Annotated in this window: 11 protein-coding genes; 3 read left to right on the top strand and 8 right to left on the bottom strand. The window is 71.4% G+C overall.

Annotated elements, in window-relative coordinates; genetic code table 11:
* Window positions 1-15: 15 nt before the first annotated feature.
* From OV427_RS21275 to OV427_RS21295, 5 genes are all read right to left on the bottom strand, one after another.
* Window positions 16-2,874, bottom strand: a complete 2,859-nt coding sequence (locus OV427_RS21275) for an Ig-like domain-containing protein (RefSeq protein WP_267857971.1) — start codon at window positions 2,872-2,874, stop codon at window positions 16-18.
* 496 nt (window positions 2,875-3,370) lie between these two features.
* The gene (locus OV427_RS21280) at window positions 3,371-3,664 is read right to left on the bottom strand and encodes a hypothetical protein (protein ID WP_267857972.1); all 294 of its coding nucleotides are present in this window, start codon (window positions 3,662-3,664) and stop codon (window positions 3,371-3,373) included.
* A gap of 10 nt (window positions 3,665-3,674) precedes the next feature.
* A complete protein-coding gene (locus OV427_RS21285) occupies window positions 3,675-5,405 on the bottom strand; it encodes a chloride channel protein (RefSeq protein ID WP_324290065.1) in 1,731 nt (576 codons plus the stop codon).
* A 348-nt stretch (window positions 5,406-5,753) separates the two neighbouring features.
* Complete coding sequence (locus tag OV427_RS21290; protein WP_267857973.1) at window positions 5,754-8,603, bottom strand: Ig-like domain-containing protein; 2,850 nt, start codon at window positions 8,601-8,603, stop codon at window positions 5,754-5,756.
* 297 nt (window positions 8,604-8,900) lie between these two features.
* Complete coding sequence (locus OV427_RS21295) at window positions 8,901-9,860, bottom strand: ornithine cyclodeaminase family protein (protein WP_267857974.1); 960 nt, start codon at window positions 9,858-9,860, stop codon at window positions 8,901-8,903.
* Window positions 9,861-10,024: 164 nt separating this feature from the next.
* On the opposite strand from OV427_RS21295, the gene OV427_RS21300 reads away from it, so the two are divergent.
* Complete coding sequence (locus OV427_RS21300; RefSeq protein WP_267857975.1) at window positions 10,025-13,753, top strand: protein kinase domain-containing protein; 3,729 nt, start codon at window positions 10,025-10,027, stop codon at window positions 13,751-13,753.
* Here the strand turns inward: OV427_RS21300 and OV427_RS21305 are convergent.
* A complete protein-coding gene (locus tag OV427_RS21305; protein ID WP_267857976.1) occupies window positions 13,740-14,255 on the bottom strand; it encodes a hypothetical protein in 516 nt (171 codons plus the stop codon). The genes OV427_RS21300 and OV427_RS21305 overlap by 14 nt on opposite strands.
* 183 nt (window positions 14,256-14,438) lie before the next feature.
* On the opposite strand from OV427_RS21305, the gene OV427_RS21310 reads away from it, so the two are divergent.
* Window positions 14,439-14,813 (top strand): winged helix-turn-helix transcriptional regulator, encoded by a 375-nt coding sequence (locus OV427_RS21310; protein ID WP_267857977.1) that lies wholly within the window; start codon window positions 14,439-14,441, stop codon window positions 14,811-14,813.
* Complete coding sequence (locus OV427_RS21315; RefSeq protein WP_267857978.1) at window positions 14,810-15,118, top strand: putative quinol monooxygenase; 309 nt, start codon at window positions 14,810-14,812, stop codon at window positions 15,116-15,118. The genes OV427_RS21310 and OV427_RS21315 overlap by 4 nt, the downstream gene beginning before the upstream one ends.
* A gap of 83 nt (window positions 15,119-15,201) precedes the next feature.
* Here OV427_RS21315 and OV427_RS21320 read toward each other — a convergent pair whose 3' ends face one another.
* Entirely contained in the window at window positions 15,202-16,884 is a 1,683-nt protein-coding gene (locus tag OV427_RS21320; RefSeq protein WP_267857979.1) for a sigma 54-interacting transcriptional regulator, read from the bottom strand.
* Window positions 16,885-16,944: 60 nt separating this feature from the next.
* Window positions 16,945-17,328 carry a hypothetical protein gene (locus tag OV427_RS21325; RefSeq protein WP_267857980.1) on the bottom strand — a complete coding sequence of 128 codons (384 nt, stop codon included), beginning with the start codon at window positions 17,326-17,328 and terminating at the stop codon, window positions 16,945-16,947.
* Window positions 17,329-17,483 lie beyond the last annotated feature (155 nt).

Consider the following 17,483-nt stretch of genomic DNA (forward strand, 5'->3'; position numbering starts at 1 on the left):
CCACTCAGCAGACGGCTACGGCCGGTTCATCGTGGAGAACGGGAACGACCGGATGACGAAGTTCCCCGCGTCATCCGTCATCCACACCTCCACCGTGTGCTCCCCGTCCACCAACTCCCGCGTATCCAGCTCCGCGGTCCACGTGCCATCCGGTTGCAGCTCCGCCCCTCGGATGCCAGAGCCATCCCGCGTGTACGCCACGCCCTGCACCCCGGTCAGTGAATCCGTCACCCGCGCCGTGAGCGTCACCACCCCGCTGTACGTCCCGCCCGGCACCGGCACCAGCAGCTCCGCCTCCGGAGGCGAGTTGTCGTAGCGCACGGTGCGCGTCAGCGACGTCTTCAATCCCGTCTCGCCCGTCACGTCAATCGTGAAGGTATTGACGCCCGGCACCAGGTGAAGCGTCGCGTCCACTCCGCCACCCCCGCGAGGCAGCGTGTACGTCCCGCCCGACGACACCTTCACCCGCGTCGCGGACGCCGCGTACACGCCGATGCCGTACCACATCGAATCCCCAGGCTGCGGCCCCACGAGCCACCCGTCCGGAAGCCCCGTGCCCACGAACGGCGCCTGGGCGTCCACCCAGACATTCACTTCCTTCTCCGTGACATGGCCCACCGAGTCCGTCGCCCGCACCAGGATGACGTTCTCCCCCGGGCCCAGCCACACCGTGTGCGTCACCGTGCCTCCGCCCGCGGGCAGCTCGCTGACGTGCACCCAGTTCGTCTCCACGCGCACCGGCGACCAGTCCTGCACCACCACCTGCACGTCCACGCTGTACACCGTCAGCCCCAAGCCCTGCACGGGCGAGACGATGTTCAGCTCCGGCCCGGTGCTGTCCACCATCACCAGCGCCTCTTCGCTCGCGATGCCACCGAACGTGTCCACGGCCACCAACTGGATGAAGTTGGGCCCGTCCGTCAGCGGCAGCTCGGCCATCACCAATCCACCGCTGGGGTCCGGCACCACGGGGTAGCGCTGCCCGTGGATGATGAAGACCGCTGACTCGATGCTCGCGTCCGAGCCCGCCGTCGTCGTGTAGCCGCAGACCTCGATGGAGCTCTCCTCCGTGAAGCCCGGCAGTCCGCACAGCGTCACCGACGGATTCGGGAACGGTGAAGGCAGCACCTCCACCTGCCGCGAGTCCGTGCTGCCCAGCCGGTTGTCCCGGTCCGGCTGCAGCGTCACGCCCGAGTACACCGCGCGCACGTCCTGGAGGCCCAGGTCGTCCCACGTCGCGGTCCTCGGACGCCACACCATCGAATAGACGCCATCCCCATCCGCGTCGTTGTCCGCGCCCACCGTGACGCCCGCCACCACGAAGGTCACCACGCCCATGCCGGGGCCCCGCGCCTGCCAGCCCCGGTCATCCACCACGCGCGCGGACAGCGGGTTGTTCAGCGCCACCGTGAGCGGGGTGCCGTCCGCGGGCGTCAGCAGCGTCGTCGTCGTCGCCACGCCCTCGGTGGGCGGCGGCGGGGTGGTGTACGTCGTCAGCCGCGCCGAGCCCTTCACGCTGGCCGCACCGACCGACGCCGCCACCACCATGACCTCCGAGGTCAGCGACGGCGCCAGCCCCGCGGGCGCGGTGACGGTGAGGGTGACAGTGGCCGATTCGTCCGGCCCCAACTCCAGCGTCGTCCTGTCCAGCGACGCCGTCCACCCGGGCAGCCCGCCCTGGGTCGCCAGCGTGTACGCGTCCGTCTTGTACCCGTTGTTGCGCACGGTGAGCACGTAGGAGGCGCTCTGCACGCTCGGCAGGTCGTGCTCGAACGGCTTGCGCGAGGCTCCGACCGCGGAGACGCCGACGCTGAAGTCACCGAAGCACGCCAGCCCCATGGCCGCGAAGGTGGTGGGGATGTCCGGGTAGCGCGTGCCCACGCCCCAGCTCCCGTTGGAGGCCTGGCGCGACTTGAGCCAGTCGAGGGCCCCGGCCATGCGCCCGTCGGCGCCGGGCTTCCGGCCCGCGACGCACAGCGCGTACAGGGTGACGCTGGTGGCGTACTCGTCCGGGGCCTCGCCCGCGAGCCCGCCCCAGCCCGGCGCGTCCCCGAGCGCGCGCGTGGCGAGCAGCCGCGCGGCCAGCGTGTTCATGGCCGTGGTGTTCTGTCCGCTCGCACCCGGCCCCGCGGCCTTCAGCCCGACGATGGCCCACGCCACCTGGTGCGTGTAGCGCTGGCCGTCCTTGTCCGGACCGTCCGTCAAATCGTTCATGTGCGCGATGACGTAGGCGGCGGCCTGGTCCAGCGCGGCCTGGTACTGCGCGGCCTTCGCCGGGTCCACGCGCTGCTTCGCCTGCGCAATGGCCGTCATCAGCCGCGCGGTGGTGCCCACGTTGCCGTAGCCCACCGGGTAGAAGGGAAAGTCCTCCTTCCAGCGGCCACCGGCCTGCGTGCCCACCGCCCAGTCCGCGGCGCGCACCAGCGCGTCCGAGTACTGCGTGCCCACGTTCGCGTCGTAGCCCGCGAGGCCGAAGGCGGAGTAGCTCGTCTTGGCGGAGGGATACCAGTTGCCCAGGTGAATCCAGGAGCCGTCCGCGCGCTGCTCGGACTGCATGCGCGCGGCGATGGCCTCCAGGTTCTGCCGGTTGGTGCGCTGGTTGTACGTCAGCGCATCCAGGTCATAGCCGTTGGCGCGCGCCGTCGAGAGCGCGAACATCGTCGCGCCGTGGCGGTGGCACGACGTGCAGCCGAACTGCGTCGCCCAGTTGGCGGCGTCCGCGCTGAGGAAGTTGATGGCCCGCTGCGCGGCCTCGGCGTTGGTGGCTGCCCGCGCTGGCGGCACGACGAGCAGCACCAGCAGCGCGGTAACGAGGCGCACACCCCGCGTGAGCAGGGTGCGAGGTGAAGGCAATGACTCGGCGCTTGAGGGCATGGGGGCACGGTGGCGTTGGCGTCCCGTGCGCGCCCCCCGCGCTCAAGAGACGGACCGCCTGGAATGAGAGGATACCGCCGCGAGTCCAGACACACGCAAAGGGCTACGAAGAAATGTGCATGCCTGTCAGTCTGGGCACCGGCCGCTCAGGCGAGCCGCGCGAGTCCATGTCTACCCCGAGGCACTCGCGACACGCGCATGGGCAGGGATGACCCGCACACTTCCTCGGTAGCACGTGCGGAGTGACTGTCCACTGTCTGGCCTCTGGGCGGGCGCGTCATGCCCCGTAAGGGGCGGGTTGTATGTGTTTAACCGGCGTGCCAGACAGACATTGGCGGAGGTGCGGTCCTCGCTCGGATGAAAGACTTCTCCGTCTTCACGCGCCTTCGGTGCGATGCACTGGTGCATTCGGACCCACCCCGGGCCGGCGCTGCTCATGCGGAAATGGCAGTCACTCCGCATTGCCGCGAGCCGTCAAAAACGAACGGAGCGCGCCTCAGGGGTGCGAGTCGTGGTCGGGCGGCTCCTGACCGGCGTCGCGCTGTCCCGTGCCGGCGGGAAGTTGCGGCAGCGGCCAACCCTGGAACAGGGGCCATGCGCGGTACATGGCCCGCCGCTGCTCGTCGGTGAGGGGCGTGGAGGTGTCGGGCTCGTCGGGGACGGGCGGCGGCGGCGGCGTGGGCGGCCCCGGGTGGCGCAGCAGCACCACCGTCAGCACCGTGCACAGCAGCGACATGAGCACGATGCTCCAGATGCGCGCCGGGCCCTTGGGCATCTGCCTGGGTTCCACGTTCGCCTCCTCAGAACGTTCCCTGCTTCAACACGTCCCGCTTGGAGATGGTGCCGAGCAGCCGGAAGTCCCCATCCACCACGGGAAGGCGCTCGAGCGCCGTCTCGGAGAAACGCCGCGCCACCTCGGCGAGGGACAGGTCCGGAGTGATGGGACTCACGCGCGTGTCGAGGATGTCCTCGGCGATGATGGCCTGCAGCAGCGAGTGGTCCGGCAGGTGGCCCTTGAGCGAGTCGAGCACCAGCGCGCCCCGGTACCGGCCCTGCGCGTCGGTGACGTAGAGGTCCTCGCCCGCGGGGAGTTCGAGCAGCAGGGCCACCACTTCCTGGAACGGAGCCGAGGGTGAGACGCGCTGGTGCACGGGCATGAGCAGCGCGCGGGCGCCCTCCTGGCGCAGCCACTGGGGCACGGTGGCCGGCATGCGCACGTTGCGGCGGTTGAGCACGGACGTGTAGAGCGACTCGGGCTCCAGCCTCCGGCTCACCGCCGCGGCCACCACCGTGCTGAGCATCAGCGGCAGCACCAGCGGGTAGTCGCCGGTGAGCTCGAAGATGATGAGCACGGCGGACACCGACGCGTGCGTGGTGCCCGCGAGCACCGCCCCCATGCCCAGCAGCGCGTACGCCCCGCTGGGCGCGCCTCCCGGCGCAACGTACCCGGTCAGCACGCCGAAGGCGCCTCCCAGGAGCGCGCCGAAGAAGAGCGACGGGGTGAAGAGTCCGCCGGGCACGCCCGCGCCCGCGCACAGCGAGGTGAGCGCCAGCTTCACCAGGGGCAGGAGCAGCAACATCACCAGGGGCACGTGGCCCAGCAGCGCCGCGTTCACCGCGTCGTAGCCGTTGCCCATGATTTGCGGCAGCCACACCGCCACCACGCCCACCACCGTCATGGCCACCAGCGGGAGGAAGGCGGAGAACCAGCCGGCCGCGCGGTCCAGCAAATCCGACAGCAGGTTGATGCCCCGCACGTACAGGGCGGAGGCGACGCCCATCACCAGTCCGAGCACGATGGCCAGCACCAACTCGCGCGGGTGCGTGAGCGCGTAGTGGGGGATGACGTAGCTGGGGTGGTCCGCGATGAGCACGCGCGACACCAGCGTCGCCACCACGCACGAGACGACGATGGGGCCGAACATCTCCAGCGCGAAGCTGCCCAGCAGCACCTCCAGCCCGAAGAGCGCTGCGCCAATGGGCACGTTGTAGGCCGAGGCCATGCCGGCCGAAGCGCCACACGCCACCAGCAGGCGGGCCTGTCCGGGCCCCAGCCTCAGTGCGCGGGACAGCGCCGAGCCGCTCGCGGCGCCCGTGGACAGCAGCGCGCCCTCGCGGCCCAGCGGAGCGCCCAGTGCGACGGCCATGATGGAGACGAGTCCGCGCAGGAGCGCGCGAGGGAGCGACAGCCAGCCGGACTTCACCCAGATGGACTCGATGATGCCGGCGGTGCCGTGGCCGCGCAGGGGCTGGCCGACGACGAGCGACACCAGGGTGACGAGCGCTCCGCCGAGAATCGGGATGAGCACGCGACGCCAGGTGGGCGCGGCCGCCACGCCGGCGAGGAACTCCTCCCCGCCGTTGCGCCAGAAGAGGTGCTGGGTGAAGCGAAGCACCTCGAGCAGCGCCACCGCGCCCAGCCCCGCGATGAGCCCCACCGTCACCACCAGAATCCAGAAGCGCTTCTCCGGCCCGGTGAGGCCCTGAAGGAAGCCCAGCACCGAGTGGTAGAAGCGGCGGTTGACGTCCACGCCGGGAGGCTGGTGGACGTCGTTGGATGGGTCGACGCGGCTCACGTCACTCCAGGTGAGAGGGTGCCAGTCCCCCGGGCGGAGACCCGAGGTCGTCCGGTCGCCCCGCGGGGAAGCAGGAACGGCGCCGCCGAAAGTGGCACCTCCTTCGCGCGCTGTCCCGACCCCGTGCCGCGGAGTGTCGCTCGCGGACGTTCCCGCGTCCCGAAGGGTCCCCGAGGTGACGGACCCGGAGCGGACCCACGGGTCCTCGACGGGGGCTGAGAGGACCCCTGAAACGCGGAACGGGACGCCGCGAGCTTCCGCGGCGTCCCGTCCCCACTTCACCCGCGCGAGGCGGGGCTCACGTCAGTTGTCGACGTTGAAGTTGAAGCTCTGCACGGTGAAGTTGTTGACGCCGTCGTTCATCCAGACGTCCACGGTGTGCGCGCCGTCCACCAGCTCGCGCGTGTCGAGCTCGGCGGTCCACGTGCCGTTCGGCTGCAGCGTGCCGGAGCGGATGCCGGACATGTCGCGGCTGAAGCCCACGAAGCCGATGGGCCCGTAGTTGTCGGTGACGCGGGCGGTCAGGGTGATGGTGCCGCTGACGGTGCTCCCCGCGACGGGGCTGAGCAGCGTGGCCTGGGGCGGCGCCACGTCGTAGTTCACCCGGCGGGTGGTGGTGGTGGTGACGCCCGTCTCGCTCGTCACGGTGATGTTGAACGTGTTGACGCCCGGCAGCAGCGCCGCCGTCGTCTGGATTTGACCGCCGCCGCGGGGCAGGTTCATCACCGGCCCGCCGTTGACGCGCACGGTGGTGGCGGAAATCGTCTGCACGTTGATGGCGTAGTTGAACGTGTCATTCAGCATCGGGCCGTAGAGCTGGCCGTCCGCGAAGTTGGTGCTCACCACCGGCGTGCCGGGGTCCGACCAGATGATGATGAACTTCTCGGTGACGTTGCCCGCGCTGTCCGTGGCGCGCACCATGATGCCCTGGTCGCCGTAGTTCACCGTCACGTTGTGGGTGACGGAGCCGTTGCCGAACTCGAGCAGCGACACGTTGGCCCACTGGGTCTCCACGCGCACCGGCGTCTGGTCCTGCACCGACGACGTCACCGCCACCACCGACGAGCCGATGGCCGCGCCAGGCGCGGGCGACACGATGGTGAGGATGGGGGCCACGCGGTCCACCGTGAGGTTGACCTGCTTGGTGGTGACGCCGCCGAAGCTGTCGCGCGCCGTCATGGTGATGATGTTCGGGCCTTCCACCAGGGTGATGGTGGTGAAGATGAGGCCGCCGTTGCCCGGGGTGAGGACGATGGGCGCGCCGCCATTCACGATGAAGGCCGCGTAGGTGACGTAGGCGCCGGGGGCGCGCGGCGTGGCGTAGCCCCAGATGTCCAGGGTCGTCTCGCGGGTGTAGGCCGGCGGGTTGCCGATGGTGACCATCGGCGTCTCGTGCGGGAACGGGTCGATGATGATGGTGCGCGCGTCGGTGCTGCCCAGCAGGTTGGCCAGCGGCGCCTGCAGCTCCACGCCGGAGTACACCGCGCGGTAGTCCTGCGCGCCCGTCACCGTCCAGCTGTCCACGGCGGGATTCCACGGGGTGGTGAAGAGGCCGTCGCCGTCCAGGTCCTGGTCCGCGCCCACGGGCACGCCCGCGACGTAGAAGGTGACGACGCCCTTGCCCGGGCCGACGATGGGAGCGCCCGCGTCCGTCACGCGCGCCGACAGCGTGGCACCCTGGCCGATGATGACGTGCGCGTTGAGGGCGGGCGTCTGGATGGCGGTGACGGTGGGACGGCCCGTCACGGGAGGCAGCGGCGGGGTGTACGCGTTGACGCGGGCCTTGTCGGACACGCCCGGCGCGCCACCCGAGGCGGCGGTGAGGGTGAACTCGGAGGTGAGCGCCGGGAACAGGTCCGGGGGCGCGGTGATGGTGATGCTGACGGTGCCCTCGTCACCCGCGGCGAGGAACAGCGTGGGCTGGCTCACCACGGACGTCCACCCGGGCAGGCCGCCCTGGGTGCTCAGCGCGTACGTGTCCGCCTGGTAGCCGTGGTTCTTCACGCGGAAGGTGAACGTCGCCGTCTGCGAAGGGTTGGGGCCAATGAGCAGCTCCTTGCGGTCCGAGCCCACCACGGACACCTTCACGCTGAAGTCGCCGAAGCACGACAGGCCCAGGGCCGCGAAGGTGGTGGGGATGTCGAACGTCGCGGAGCCGGTGCGCCAGCTGCCGTCGGGGGACTGGCGCGTCTTCATCCACTCAATCGCGCTGCGCAGGCGCGGGTCCGTGGCGGGCTCGCGGCCGGCGAGGCACAGGCCGTAGATGGCGCTGCCGGTGGCGAAGTCGTTGGCGGCCTCGTTGGCCAGGTTGCCCCAGCCCGGGACGCCGGCGGTGGAGGCGCGCGCGATGAGGCGGTCGGCCAGGGTGTTGATGGCGGCGGTGTTCTCGCCGTTGGGGCCGGGGCCCGCGACCTTCAGGCCGACGATGGCCCAGGCCACCTCGAAGGTGTAGGGCATGCCGTTGCCGGTGGCGGAGGTGTCACCGTTGTTGAGGTTGGCGCGCAGGAAGGCGGCGGCCTTGTCCAGCGCGGCCTGGTACTGCGCGGCCTTCGCCGGGTCCACGCGCTGCTTCGCCTGGGCGATGCCCGTCATGACGCGCGCGGTGGTGGGCACGCTGCCGTGGTCCACCGGGAAGTTGGCGTGGTCCGACGGCCACCGGCCGCTGGCCTCCTGCGTGGTCAGCGCCCAGTTGGCCGCGGCGGTGAGCCCCGCGCTGTACTGGGTGGAGACGTTCTGGTCGTACCCGGCCAGGCCGAAGGTGGAGAAGGACGTCTTCTCGTTGCGGAACGACGTGCCCTCGTGAATCCACGAGCCGTTCGCCAGCTGGTCCACCTTGATGCGCTGGGCGAGGAACTCCAGGTTCTGGGTGTTGGTGCGGTTGTTTCCGACGACGACGTTCATGTCGTAGCCGTTGGCCTTGGCGTTGGCCATGCCGTAGACGACGGCGCCCTGGCGGTGGCACGCCACGCAGTTGTTGGCGTTGGTCCAGTTCGTCACGTCCGCGCTGAGGAAGTTGATGGCGCGCTGCGTGGCCTGGGTGTTGGTCTGCGTCTGGGCGGACGCGGGAAGGGCGAGGACGGACACCACCAGCGCCACCAGGCCGAGCAGGCCGGTGTGACGCGGCGCGGGCCGCCGTGAGGAATTGGGATGCATGACTCTCCGAAGGAACGCCGGGTGTCAGGAATTGACACCGCGCGCCAATCCTCCGGGGCGGTCTACAAGACGCAGCACGGCCCTCGCGGGGGAGACACCGTCTCCCTCCAGCGGGTGCTCTTGCTGCGAAATGGAAGGACTTCCCCCTCAGTCAGCGCGTATTGGCGGAATACTCCAGATTGGCTGGAAGTGTCCAGTAGCCGGATTTCGGACACTTCCCTGGTCGCTTGGGGTTGGATTGACCCCGGTATCCCGAGACACGTCTGTGACAGGGATTGGGCCGCGCCAGGCGAGGCTTCAGCCTCCGACGATGTCGAGCTGCTGGCCGACGCCGCGCTCGAGGGCGACGTCGTAGAGGGCGCGGGCGAGGGCCACGTCCTGGAGCGCGAGGCCGGTGGAGTCGAAGACGGTGATTTCGTCCCCGGAGCGGCCGGGCTTCTTGCCGGCGACGACTTCGCCGAGGGTGCCGGCAAGCTGCTCCTCCTTGAAGAGGCCGTCATGGAGGGGGACGTTGACCTCGCCGGAGTGGGTGGCCTGCTCGGTGTCGTCGATGAAGACGCGGCCGTCGGTGAGGATGCGCGCGTCCAGCTCCTGCTTGCCGGGGGCGTCGGCGCCCATGGCGTTGATGTGCGTGCCGGGGCGGATCCACTCGCGCTTCACGATGGGGGAGCGCACGGGGGTGGAGGTGCAGACGATGTCGGCGCCGCAGGCCTCCTGGAGGCTGACCACCCGGCCACCCTTCTCGGCCTGGAGGGCCCTGGCGGCGTCGTCGGAGGCGTCGGCGAGGAGCAGCTCGAGCTCGCCGTAGATGGCGCGGTGGGCGTCGATGAAGACGCGGGCCTGCACGCCGCAGCCGACGAGGCCGAGGGTGCGCGGGGCCTTCTTCGCGAGGAACCTGGACGCGACGCCACCCGCGGCGCCGGTGCGCCAGGCGGTGAGGAGGGTGCCGTCGAGGATGGCGAGGGGAGAGGCGGTGTCCGGGTCGCTGAGGATGTAGAGGGCGCGGACGGTGGGGAGGTGGTGCTTCTCGGGGTTGCGCGGATGGGCGTTGACCCACTTCACGCCGGCCGAGCCGTCGAGGAACGCGGGCATGGCGCGGAAGTCGCCGTCGTACTGGGGGAGGGAGAGGTAGACCTTGGGAGGCATGAGGGCCTCGCCGAGGCCGTGGGCGCGGAAGGCGCGCTCGACGGCGGAGAGGGCGAGCTCGACGGTGTAGAGGCCGCGCAGGTCCTTCGCGGTGAGGATGAGGGTGGGCATGGCGCGGCTATATAGCGGGGGCGCACGGGCGGGGGAGCCACGTCAGAAGCGTGTTCGGTTCACCGCTGTTCGAGTGGCTGCATGTGCGCACCGCGAGGACAGGTGGCGGCTTCGCCGGAGCGGTGGCGCTCCAGTACGCTCGGAAGTGGAGGCGCCATCCACTCGTGAGCGAGCGATATGAAGCAGAGCTGCGCCACGCTCTCGCGGAGGGCGTGCTGTCCCGTGACGAGGTGGATGCCCTGCGCACCGAGGCCGCGCGCAGGGGACTGGGCCCGCTGGAGTTGCTGCGCGAGCAGGGACGTCTCTCCGAGGACTCGCTCATCGCGCTGCGCGGCGAAGCCCGGGCCGATGCAGGCAAGGCCTCTGGAACGGTGGGCGCGGACACGCTGGCACCTGCCGCCGTGCGTCCCATGGCTCCGCAGGAGGCGCTTCGCTCCGCCGACACGCCCGCTCCAGGCACCGCCGCCGTGAGCCCCGCGCCCCCACCCGCTGAGACCACCGGCCGTGAGCCCGAGGCCGCGCTGGCCCCCCGCGCCGACGAGCCCGCGTTCCCCGTCCCCGGCTGGGACCGCTACCAACCCGTGCGCTTCCTCGGGCAGGGCGGCATGGGGCGTGTGTTCCTCGCGTGGGACCCGCGCCTGCGCCGCCAGGTCGCGCTCAAGTTCGTCCGTGACGATGACCCCGAGCTCGCCCGCCGCTTCGTCTCCGAGGCCCGCGCCCAGGCCCGCGTGGACCACGCGCACGTGTGCCGCGTGTACGAGGTCGGCGAAGTCCAGGGCCGCGTCTACATCGCCATGCAGTACGTGGACGGGCAGCCGCTCAACGTGCTCGTGGACGCGCTCACCGTGGAGCAGAAGGCCATGCTCCTCCGCGACGCCGCCGAGGGCGTCCACGCCGCCCACCGTGCGGGGCTCATCCACCGCGACATCAAGCCCTCCAACGTCCTCGTCGAGCGCACCGCCGAAGGCCACCTGAAGCCCTACGTCATGGACTTCGGCCTCGCTCGCGACTGGAAGGAGGGCGTCACCGCCACCGGCACGGTGCTCGGCACGCCGCACTACATGTCCCCCGAGCAGGCCCGGGGCGAAGTCACACGGCTGGACCGCCGCGCGGATGTCTACAGCCTCGGCGCCACCCTCTACGCGCTGCTCACCGGCCAATCTCCTGTCCCCGGTGACAACGGATTGGAGGTGCTCAGCAACATCGCCACCGCCGAGCCCCGCCCGCCGCGCGCGCTCGACGCGGACATCCCCGGCGACCTGGAGGCCATCACCCTCAAGTGTCTGGAGAAGGACCGCTCCGCCCGCTACGGCTCCGCGCGCGAGCTGGCCGAGGACCTGGGCCGCTTCCTCGACGGCGCGCCCGTCCTCGCACGCACCGGCCCCGGCTACCGCGCGCGCAAGTGGCTGCGCAGGCACCGCCGCGCCGTGGCCACCGCATCCGTCGCGCTGCTCGCCGTGTCGCTCGCGCTGGGGCAGGCCGTGCTCGCCCGCCGTGAAGTCACGCAGCGCGAGACACTGGCCCGCCGCTTCACGGAGGGCGTGGAGCGAATCGAAGCGCAGGCCCGCTACTCCGGCACCGCCCCGCTGCACGACACGCGCACGGACCGCGAGGCCCTCCGCGCGCGGATGCGCGACATCGAGTCCGCCATGCGCGACGCGGGCCCCGTGGCGGAAGGGCCGGGGCACTACGCGCTGGGCCGCGGCTTCCTCGCGCTCGGAGACGAGGCCCGCGCTCGCGAGCACCTGGAGGCCGCATGGGCGCGGGGCTACCAGGAGCCGCGCGTGGCGTATGCGCTGGCACTGGTGCTGGGCCACCTCTACCAGGAGCAGCGCCTGGAGGCGGAGCGCCTGCGGGACGCCACCCGCCGTGAGGCCCGCCTGCGCGAGGTGGAGGCCCGCTACCGCGCCCCCACGCTGGACTTCCTCCGGCGCAGCGACGGCGCGGAGGTGCCCGCCCCCGAGTACGTCGAGGCCCTGCGCGCCTCGCATGAGGACCGCACTGACGACGCGCTCGCGAAACTGGCCGCGCTCGGCACACGGCTGCCCGGCTTCCACGAGGCGCCGCTGTTGCGCGGAGACATCCACCTCACGCGGGCCCTGCGGCGCTGGAACGCGGGAGACCGCGAGGGCGCGCGCGAGGACTTCGACGCCGGCCGCCGCGCCTATGCGGAAGCCGCGGACATCGGCCGCAGCGTGCCCGCGGTACACCGGGCGCTGACGCTGCTCGAGTACGAGTCGCTCGTCGTGGAGGTGTACGGGCAGGGCGACGTGCTGCCTCCGTACACGCGCGGCGTGGAGGCGGTGGGACGTGCGCTCACGGCGGCTCGCGACGATGCGATGAGCCACGTGCTGGAGTCCGCGCTCCACCGTCGTCTCGCCGAGCAGCACTCGCGGCAGGGCGGAGAGGTGGAGCCCCTGTTGGACAAGGCGCTGGCGGCGGCGCGAGAGGCCGTGGCGCTCGCGCCGTCGGAGCCGAAGGCGCTGACGGAATTGGCGCTGGACTCGTGGCAGCGCGCCAACTACCGCCAGGAGCAGGGGCAGGACGTGCGCGAATTGCTCCGCGACGCCGCCGCCACCTTCGAGCGCATTCCCACGGAAGCGCGCGACTTCGACTTCCACATCAACCTGGGCCTCGTCTTCAAGGTGTGGGCCGACTCCGAGGACGGCGCGGGCGGAGATGCGCTCCCGTATCGGAACCGCGGCGTGGACGCCTTCCGCACCGCCGTGGACCTGGACGCGCGCCGCGCCGAGGCGTGGACCAACCTGGGCCAGGCGTACGTGTCCCGCGCCTCGCACCCGCGCGCGCCGGACGCGGACGGTGACCTGTCCCGCGCGGCGGAGGCGATGGAGCGCGCGTGCGCCCTCAATCCGAGCCTCCTCTCCTCCTGGTTCTACGCGGGCGAGGCCTACGAAGCGCGAGCCCGACGACTGCGTGACTCGGGACGGGACGCGGGGCCGGAGTGGGCGCGAGCCCTGGCGGCCTACCGCCGGGGCGTCTCCATCAACGCGAAGCTGCCGCCGCTGCACAACGGCGTGGGCACCATCCTCTTCGAGCAGGCGAAGGACGCGTGGGACAGGGGCGACGACGCGGAGCCGCTGCTGCGCCAGGCGGTGGCCGCCTTCGAGCAGGCCATCGCCGTGGCACCTGGCCAGGGCTTCGCCCACAACAACATCGGTGAAGTCCAGGCGTGGCACGCGGAGGTCCTGCTCGCTGGCACCGACTCTCCGCTGCCCGCCGTGCGCGCCGCGGAAGTGGCGCTCCAGCGGGCGGTGACGCTGCTGCCGGACGTGCCCCAGCCGTGGATGTGGCTGGGCGCGGTGCATCGGGTGGAGGCAGCGGACGCGCTGCGACGCAATGCCGACACGGCACGCCCCCTGAAGCAGTCCACGGAGGCGCTGCGCCGGGCGCTCGCGCTCAACCCGGGGCTGGCGCAGGCGTGGCTGCTGCTGGGCGAGACGCAGGCCGTCGAGGCGCGGGCGCGCAGGGGACAGGGCCGCGACGAGGACTTCGAGGCCGCGGCCCAATCCTTCCAGAAGGCCGTGGACCTGGAGCCCGCGCGCCCGGAGTTCCGCACCGCCTTCGCCCGGTTCTGCCTCACCTGGAGCGAGTGGCGCTCGCGCTCCGGGCGGGACGCCGCGCCGATGCTGGAGCGGGGCCTGACGCTGGCGGAGGCGGCGGTGGCGGCGCGGCCCGCGTGGGCGGAGGCGCTGGCCGTGCGCGGCGCCCTGCTGGCCGAGCGGGTGGAACTGCCCGACCCTTCGGAGCCCCGGCTCCAGGAGCAGTGGCGCGTGGCCCGGGAGGAGCTCACGCGCATGCTGTCGGGCGGTGACTCGAGGAAGCGGGCCCTGATGCGAGAGCAGGCCCGCCTGACTCGCGCTACCCCGAGGTGACGACGCTGAGGTTGCCCTTGATGGTGTCGGTGATGCCTCCGCCCTGCTGCGTGTCCGTCATGTGCGCGCATCCGCTCGAGCAGTCGCTGCCGTTCTGCTGGCAGACGCCGAGCGTGTAGTCGCCGTCCGCTGGCGCGCCGATATCCGCCTTCCCCCCCGAGGCCGACACGCTCTTCGGCGTCACGGCGTTCTTGCCTTCGGAGTCGACGATGACGAGGCAGGCCGCGTACGACAGGTCGTTCGTCACGGTCATCGTGCCGGTGTTGCACAGCAGCCAATCGGAAGAACCCGGGGAGGGGTCGAACTTCTTCCTGCCCGAGTCATCCAGCTTCACGGTGATGGGCAGGCTCTCCTTGCAGAGCGTCCCGTTCCGCGCTCCAGCGCCCTGGGACTCCATGGTGACGGTCCCCGGCTCACCGGCCTCCGCGCCCTTCGAGCGCGTCGCGCAGGCGCTTCCCCAGACCACGGCCACCACTGCCACGAAGACGTATCGCTTGTGCATGTGCGGTTCCCTCCCGTTTCACGACGAGGCACCAGCGTACAGGGCCCGGCGTGAGCCCCGCGCGAAAGTCGTGCGACCTGTCCGGTGCACCCGCGTCCGGGACGTGTCCGTGCACTTCCCGCGCCGTCAACGCACCGGATGGTTCGTTGATTGCGGAGAGGGTGGGGGCTAGGGAAGGGGGACATGGCCTCTTCCCTGGAACGGACCTTCAACTGTCCCGTCGAGCTCGCGCTGGAGGTGCTCGGGGGCAAGTGGAAGGTCGTGATGCTCGCGCGGCTGAAGGAAGGGCCGCTGCGCTACGCGGAGCTGCGGAGGCTGACGCCGCGCATGAGCGAGAAGATGCTCACCCAGCGGCTGCGCGAGCTGGAGGAGCAGGGGCTCATCCAGCGCGTCACGCGGCCCGGCGCGGGGAAGCAGGTCTTCTACGCGCTGACACCCCGGGGCGAGTCCGCGCGCCCCACGCTCCAGGCGCTCTACGACTGGGGCCTGCGCCTCGCCGATGAAGTGGGCGCCCGTATCGAAGCACCCCGACCCGCACCCCGAAGGAAGACCGCATGATTGTCGAATACATCCGCTACACGATTCCCGAGTCCGAAGCAGAGGCGTTCATCGCCAGCTACACGCGGGCGCAGGACTCGCTCCTCGCGTCGTCCCACTGCCTGGGCTGGGAGCTGTCGCGCTGCACGGAGGACGCCACGCGCTTCATCCTCCGCATCCAGTGGGACTCGGCCGAGGGCCACATGCAGGGCTTCCGCAAGAGCCCGGAGTTCGCGCGCTTCTTCGCGGAGATTCGTCCCTACGTCGGCCGCATCGAGGAGATGCGCCACTACGCGCTCACGCCCGTCGCGGGAGTGAAGCGCTGACGGACGTGGAGGCCGCGCGCCCGGACGCGCACGCGTGAAGGACGCCGACGACGCCTGTCACGGACTGCGCCCCCGACGGCGCATCACCCGTTGCGCGGCGTGAGGCCCAGCTCCTTCAGGCGCCGGCCCAGCGCGCGGCGGGACACCTCCAGCCGGCGCACCATGGAGTCCAGGTCCCCGTCGCACTCCTGGAAGCAGCGGGTGATTTCCTCCGTGCTCAAGTCCCCGGCGGTGCGCAGGTTCGGGCTCTTGTCGATGAGGTCATACAGCGAGGGCCGCGCAATCCCGAGCGCCTCCGCCGTGGCCTTGAGGTCCCAGTCGTTCTCCCGCAGCGCGGCGAGCAACTCCTGCTCGGTGAGCTGTGACGCCTTCTTGCGTGCCGAGGTCTTCTCGGGAGCCGGCTCGGAGGAGGTCACCCCGGTGCTCGGGGACGCAGCCACCCTGTCCGCTGGTAGAGCATTGACGGACGTCGAGGAAGCGCCGGGCATCACATTGGCCGGCGCCTTCCGGGCCGCGGCCTCCAGTTCCTGCTCCAGCCGGGGCTCCACGAGCAGGCGGGGCTGACCCCGGCTTCCGATGACGAGCTGCCGCGCCAGGTTGCGAAGCTGGCGGATGTTGCCCGGCCACGCGAAGCGCACCAGTCGCACCGCGAGCGGCGCGGGCAACCACGGCTCCGCGTACGCGTCGTCATTGTCCAGTCGATGCGACTCGCCGATGGACTCCAGCTCCTCGCGGGCGAAGTGGAGGAACAGGCGGCCGATGTCCTCGCGACGCTCGCGCAGCGGGGGCACGTGGATGTCATAGCCGGCGAGCCGGTGCATCAGCGGCGCCTTGAAGCGGCCGTCTCGAATCTGCTCCTCCAGGTTCGCGTCCGTGGCGGCGAGCAGACGCACGTCCACGGTGACGGGGGTGCTGCCGCCGACGGGGTACAGCTCGCCCGTCTCCAGCACGCGCAGCAGCATCACCTGCACCTCGGGCGGGGCCTCGCCCACCTCGTCGAGGAACAGCGTGCCGCCGTGCGCGGCGCGGAAGAAGCCCTCGCGGCTCTGGGTGGCACCCGTGTACGCGCCCTTCTGCGTGCCGAACAGCTCGGCGGCGGCCAGCTCCTTGGGGATGGCGCCCAGGTTGACGCTGAGGAACGTCCCGTCCCGGCGCCGGCTGCGCTGGTGGATGGCCTGGGCCACGCGCTCCTTGCCCGTGCCCGTCTCGCCGCGAATCAGCACCGGCACGTCCAGGTCCGCCACGCGCTCGATGTGCCGGCGCAGGCGCCGCACACCGGTGCTCTCGCCCACCATGCCCAGCGTGTCGGCGGCGGGCGCTTCCTCGGAGAGGTCCGTCAGGTGCAGCAGCACCACCACGTGCCCGCCCAGCTCCAGCGGGACACCGTCGGCCAGCTCCTCGCGGGACAGCTCCCAGGAGCCCTGCATCGGCGTGCCGGCGATGCTCACCTGCGTGCCGCCGTCGCTGTTGGTCAGCCGCACGCTGCCGGGCAGCATGCCTGGGGACAGGTGCAGCGGCTTGCGGCTGATGAACGGGTCCAGCAGCGGCTCGCCCAGCGCGGAGCCGGGACGCGTGAAGTCCGGGCCGTTGCGAGACAGGTCCACCTCCCTGCCGGCGGTGACGGCGTCGAGCAGCAGTCGCTCGCCGACGCGCCGGGACAGGGGATGCGACACGACGGTCAGCGCCGGGACGGTGCGGGGCTCCTTCGGGCCGCCGCTGCGTTGCGGGAGGGCGGCGGTGGAGACATCGGCGAGCGAGCGGGACATGGGGGGCCTCGGGCCAGTCGTCTCACTCTACTCCAGCACCGGGAGCAGGCCCGGTTGCGCTCAGGAGATGAACCACGCGGCCGACACGTTCCAGCCGTCGAGCGAGCCGCTCTCCTGCGCGGACAGGCCCCCTTCGGCCTGCCAGGTGATGCTGTTCTTGCCGATGGAGGGGATGGCCCACTCGAGGGTGAACGTCGCGCCATTCGCCGCCTGGTAGACGACGTAGCCGTTGGCGGCGTTGGAGAAGTCTCCCGGGCTGACGAACTGCCCGGACTGGCCGGCCGCGATGGTGCCCGGCGGCGACTGCACCCACGGCCGGGCCGTGGCCGACTTCACGAGGGTGAGGACCCCCGAGGTCTGGTTGACGAGCGTGGCCTGGAGGCTCTCGGTCGTCTGCGGCGAGGGCTGCTCGTTCGTGGGCTTGGGGACGGACACGGTGGGCATGACACGGCTCCTTCTCGCCGGGAGGCGAAGGTGGGTGGGAGCGCGTCGGGAGCCCGAAGGCCCTTCGTTCGCGCCTGCCTTCCCCCTGTGCAGCGCATGTGCCAGGGGCCTCCACCGCGCTTCCTCCTCTGACGCCCGTGCTTCCGTCCGTTCCG

The sequence above is a fragment of the Pyxidicoccus sp. MSG2 genome, assembly GCF_026626705.1.
Taxonomy (GTDB): Bacteria; Myxococcota; Myxococcia; order Myxococcales; family Myxococcaceae; genus Myxococcus.

Excerpts from the sequence above, each read along its gene's own strand:
- OV427_RS21275 (WP_267857971.1), bottom strand. The coding sequence starts at position 2,874 with ATGCCCTCAAGCGCCGAGTCATTGCCTTCACCTCGCACCCTGCTCACG.
- OV427_RS21290 (WP_267857973.1), bottom strand. The coding sequence starts at position 8,603 with ATGCATCCCAATTCCTCACGGCGGCCCGCGCCGCGTCACACCGGCCTG.
- OV427_RS21295 (WP_267857974.1), bottom strand. The coding sequence starts at position 9,860 with ATGCCCACCCTCATCCTCACCGCGAAGGACCTGCGCGGCCTCTACACC.
- OV427_RS21305 (WP_267857976.1), bottom strand. The coding sequence starts at position 14,255 with ATGCACAAGCGATACGTCTTCGTGGCAGTGGTGGCCGTGGTCTGGGGA.
- OV427_RS21310 (WP_267857977.1), top strand. The coding sequence starts at position 14,439 with ATGGCCTCTTCCCTGGAACGGACCTTCAACTGTCCCGTCGAGCTCGCG.
- OV427_RS21315 (WP_267857978.1), top strand. The coding sequence starts at position 14,810 with ATGATTGTCGAATACATCCGCTACACGATTCCCGAGTCCGAAGCAGAG.
- OV427_RS21320 (WP_267857979.1), bottom strand. The coding sequence starts at position 16,884 with ATGTCCCGCTCGCTCGCCGATGTCTCCACCGCCGCCCTCCCGCAACGC.
- OV427_RS21325 (WP_267857980.1), bottom strand. The coding sequence starts at position 17,328 with ATGCCCACCGTGTCCGTCCCCAAGCCCACGAACGAGCAGCCCTCGCCG.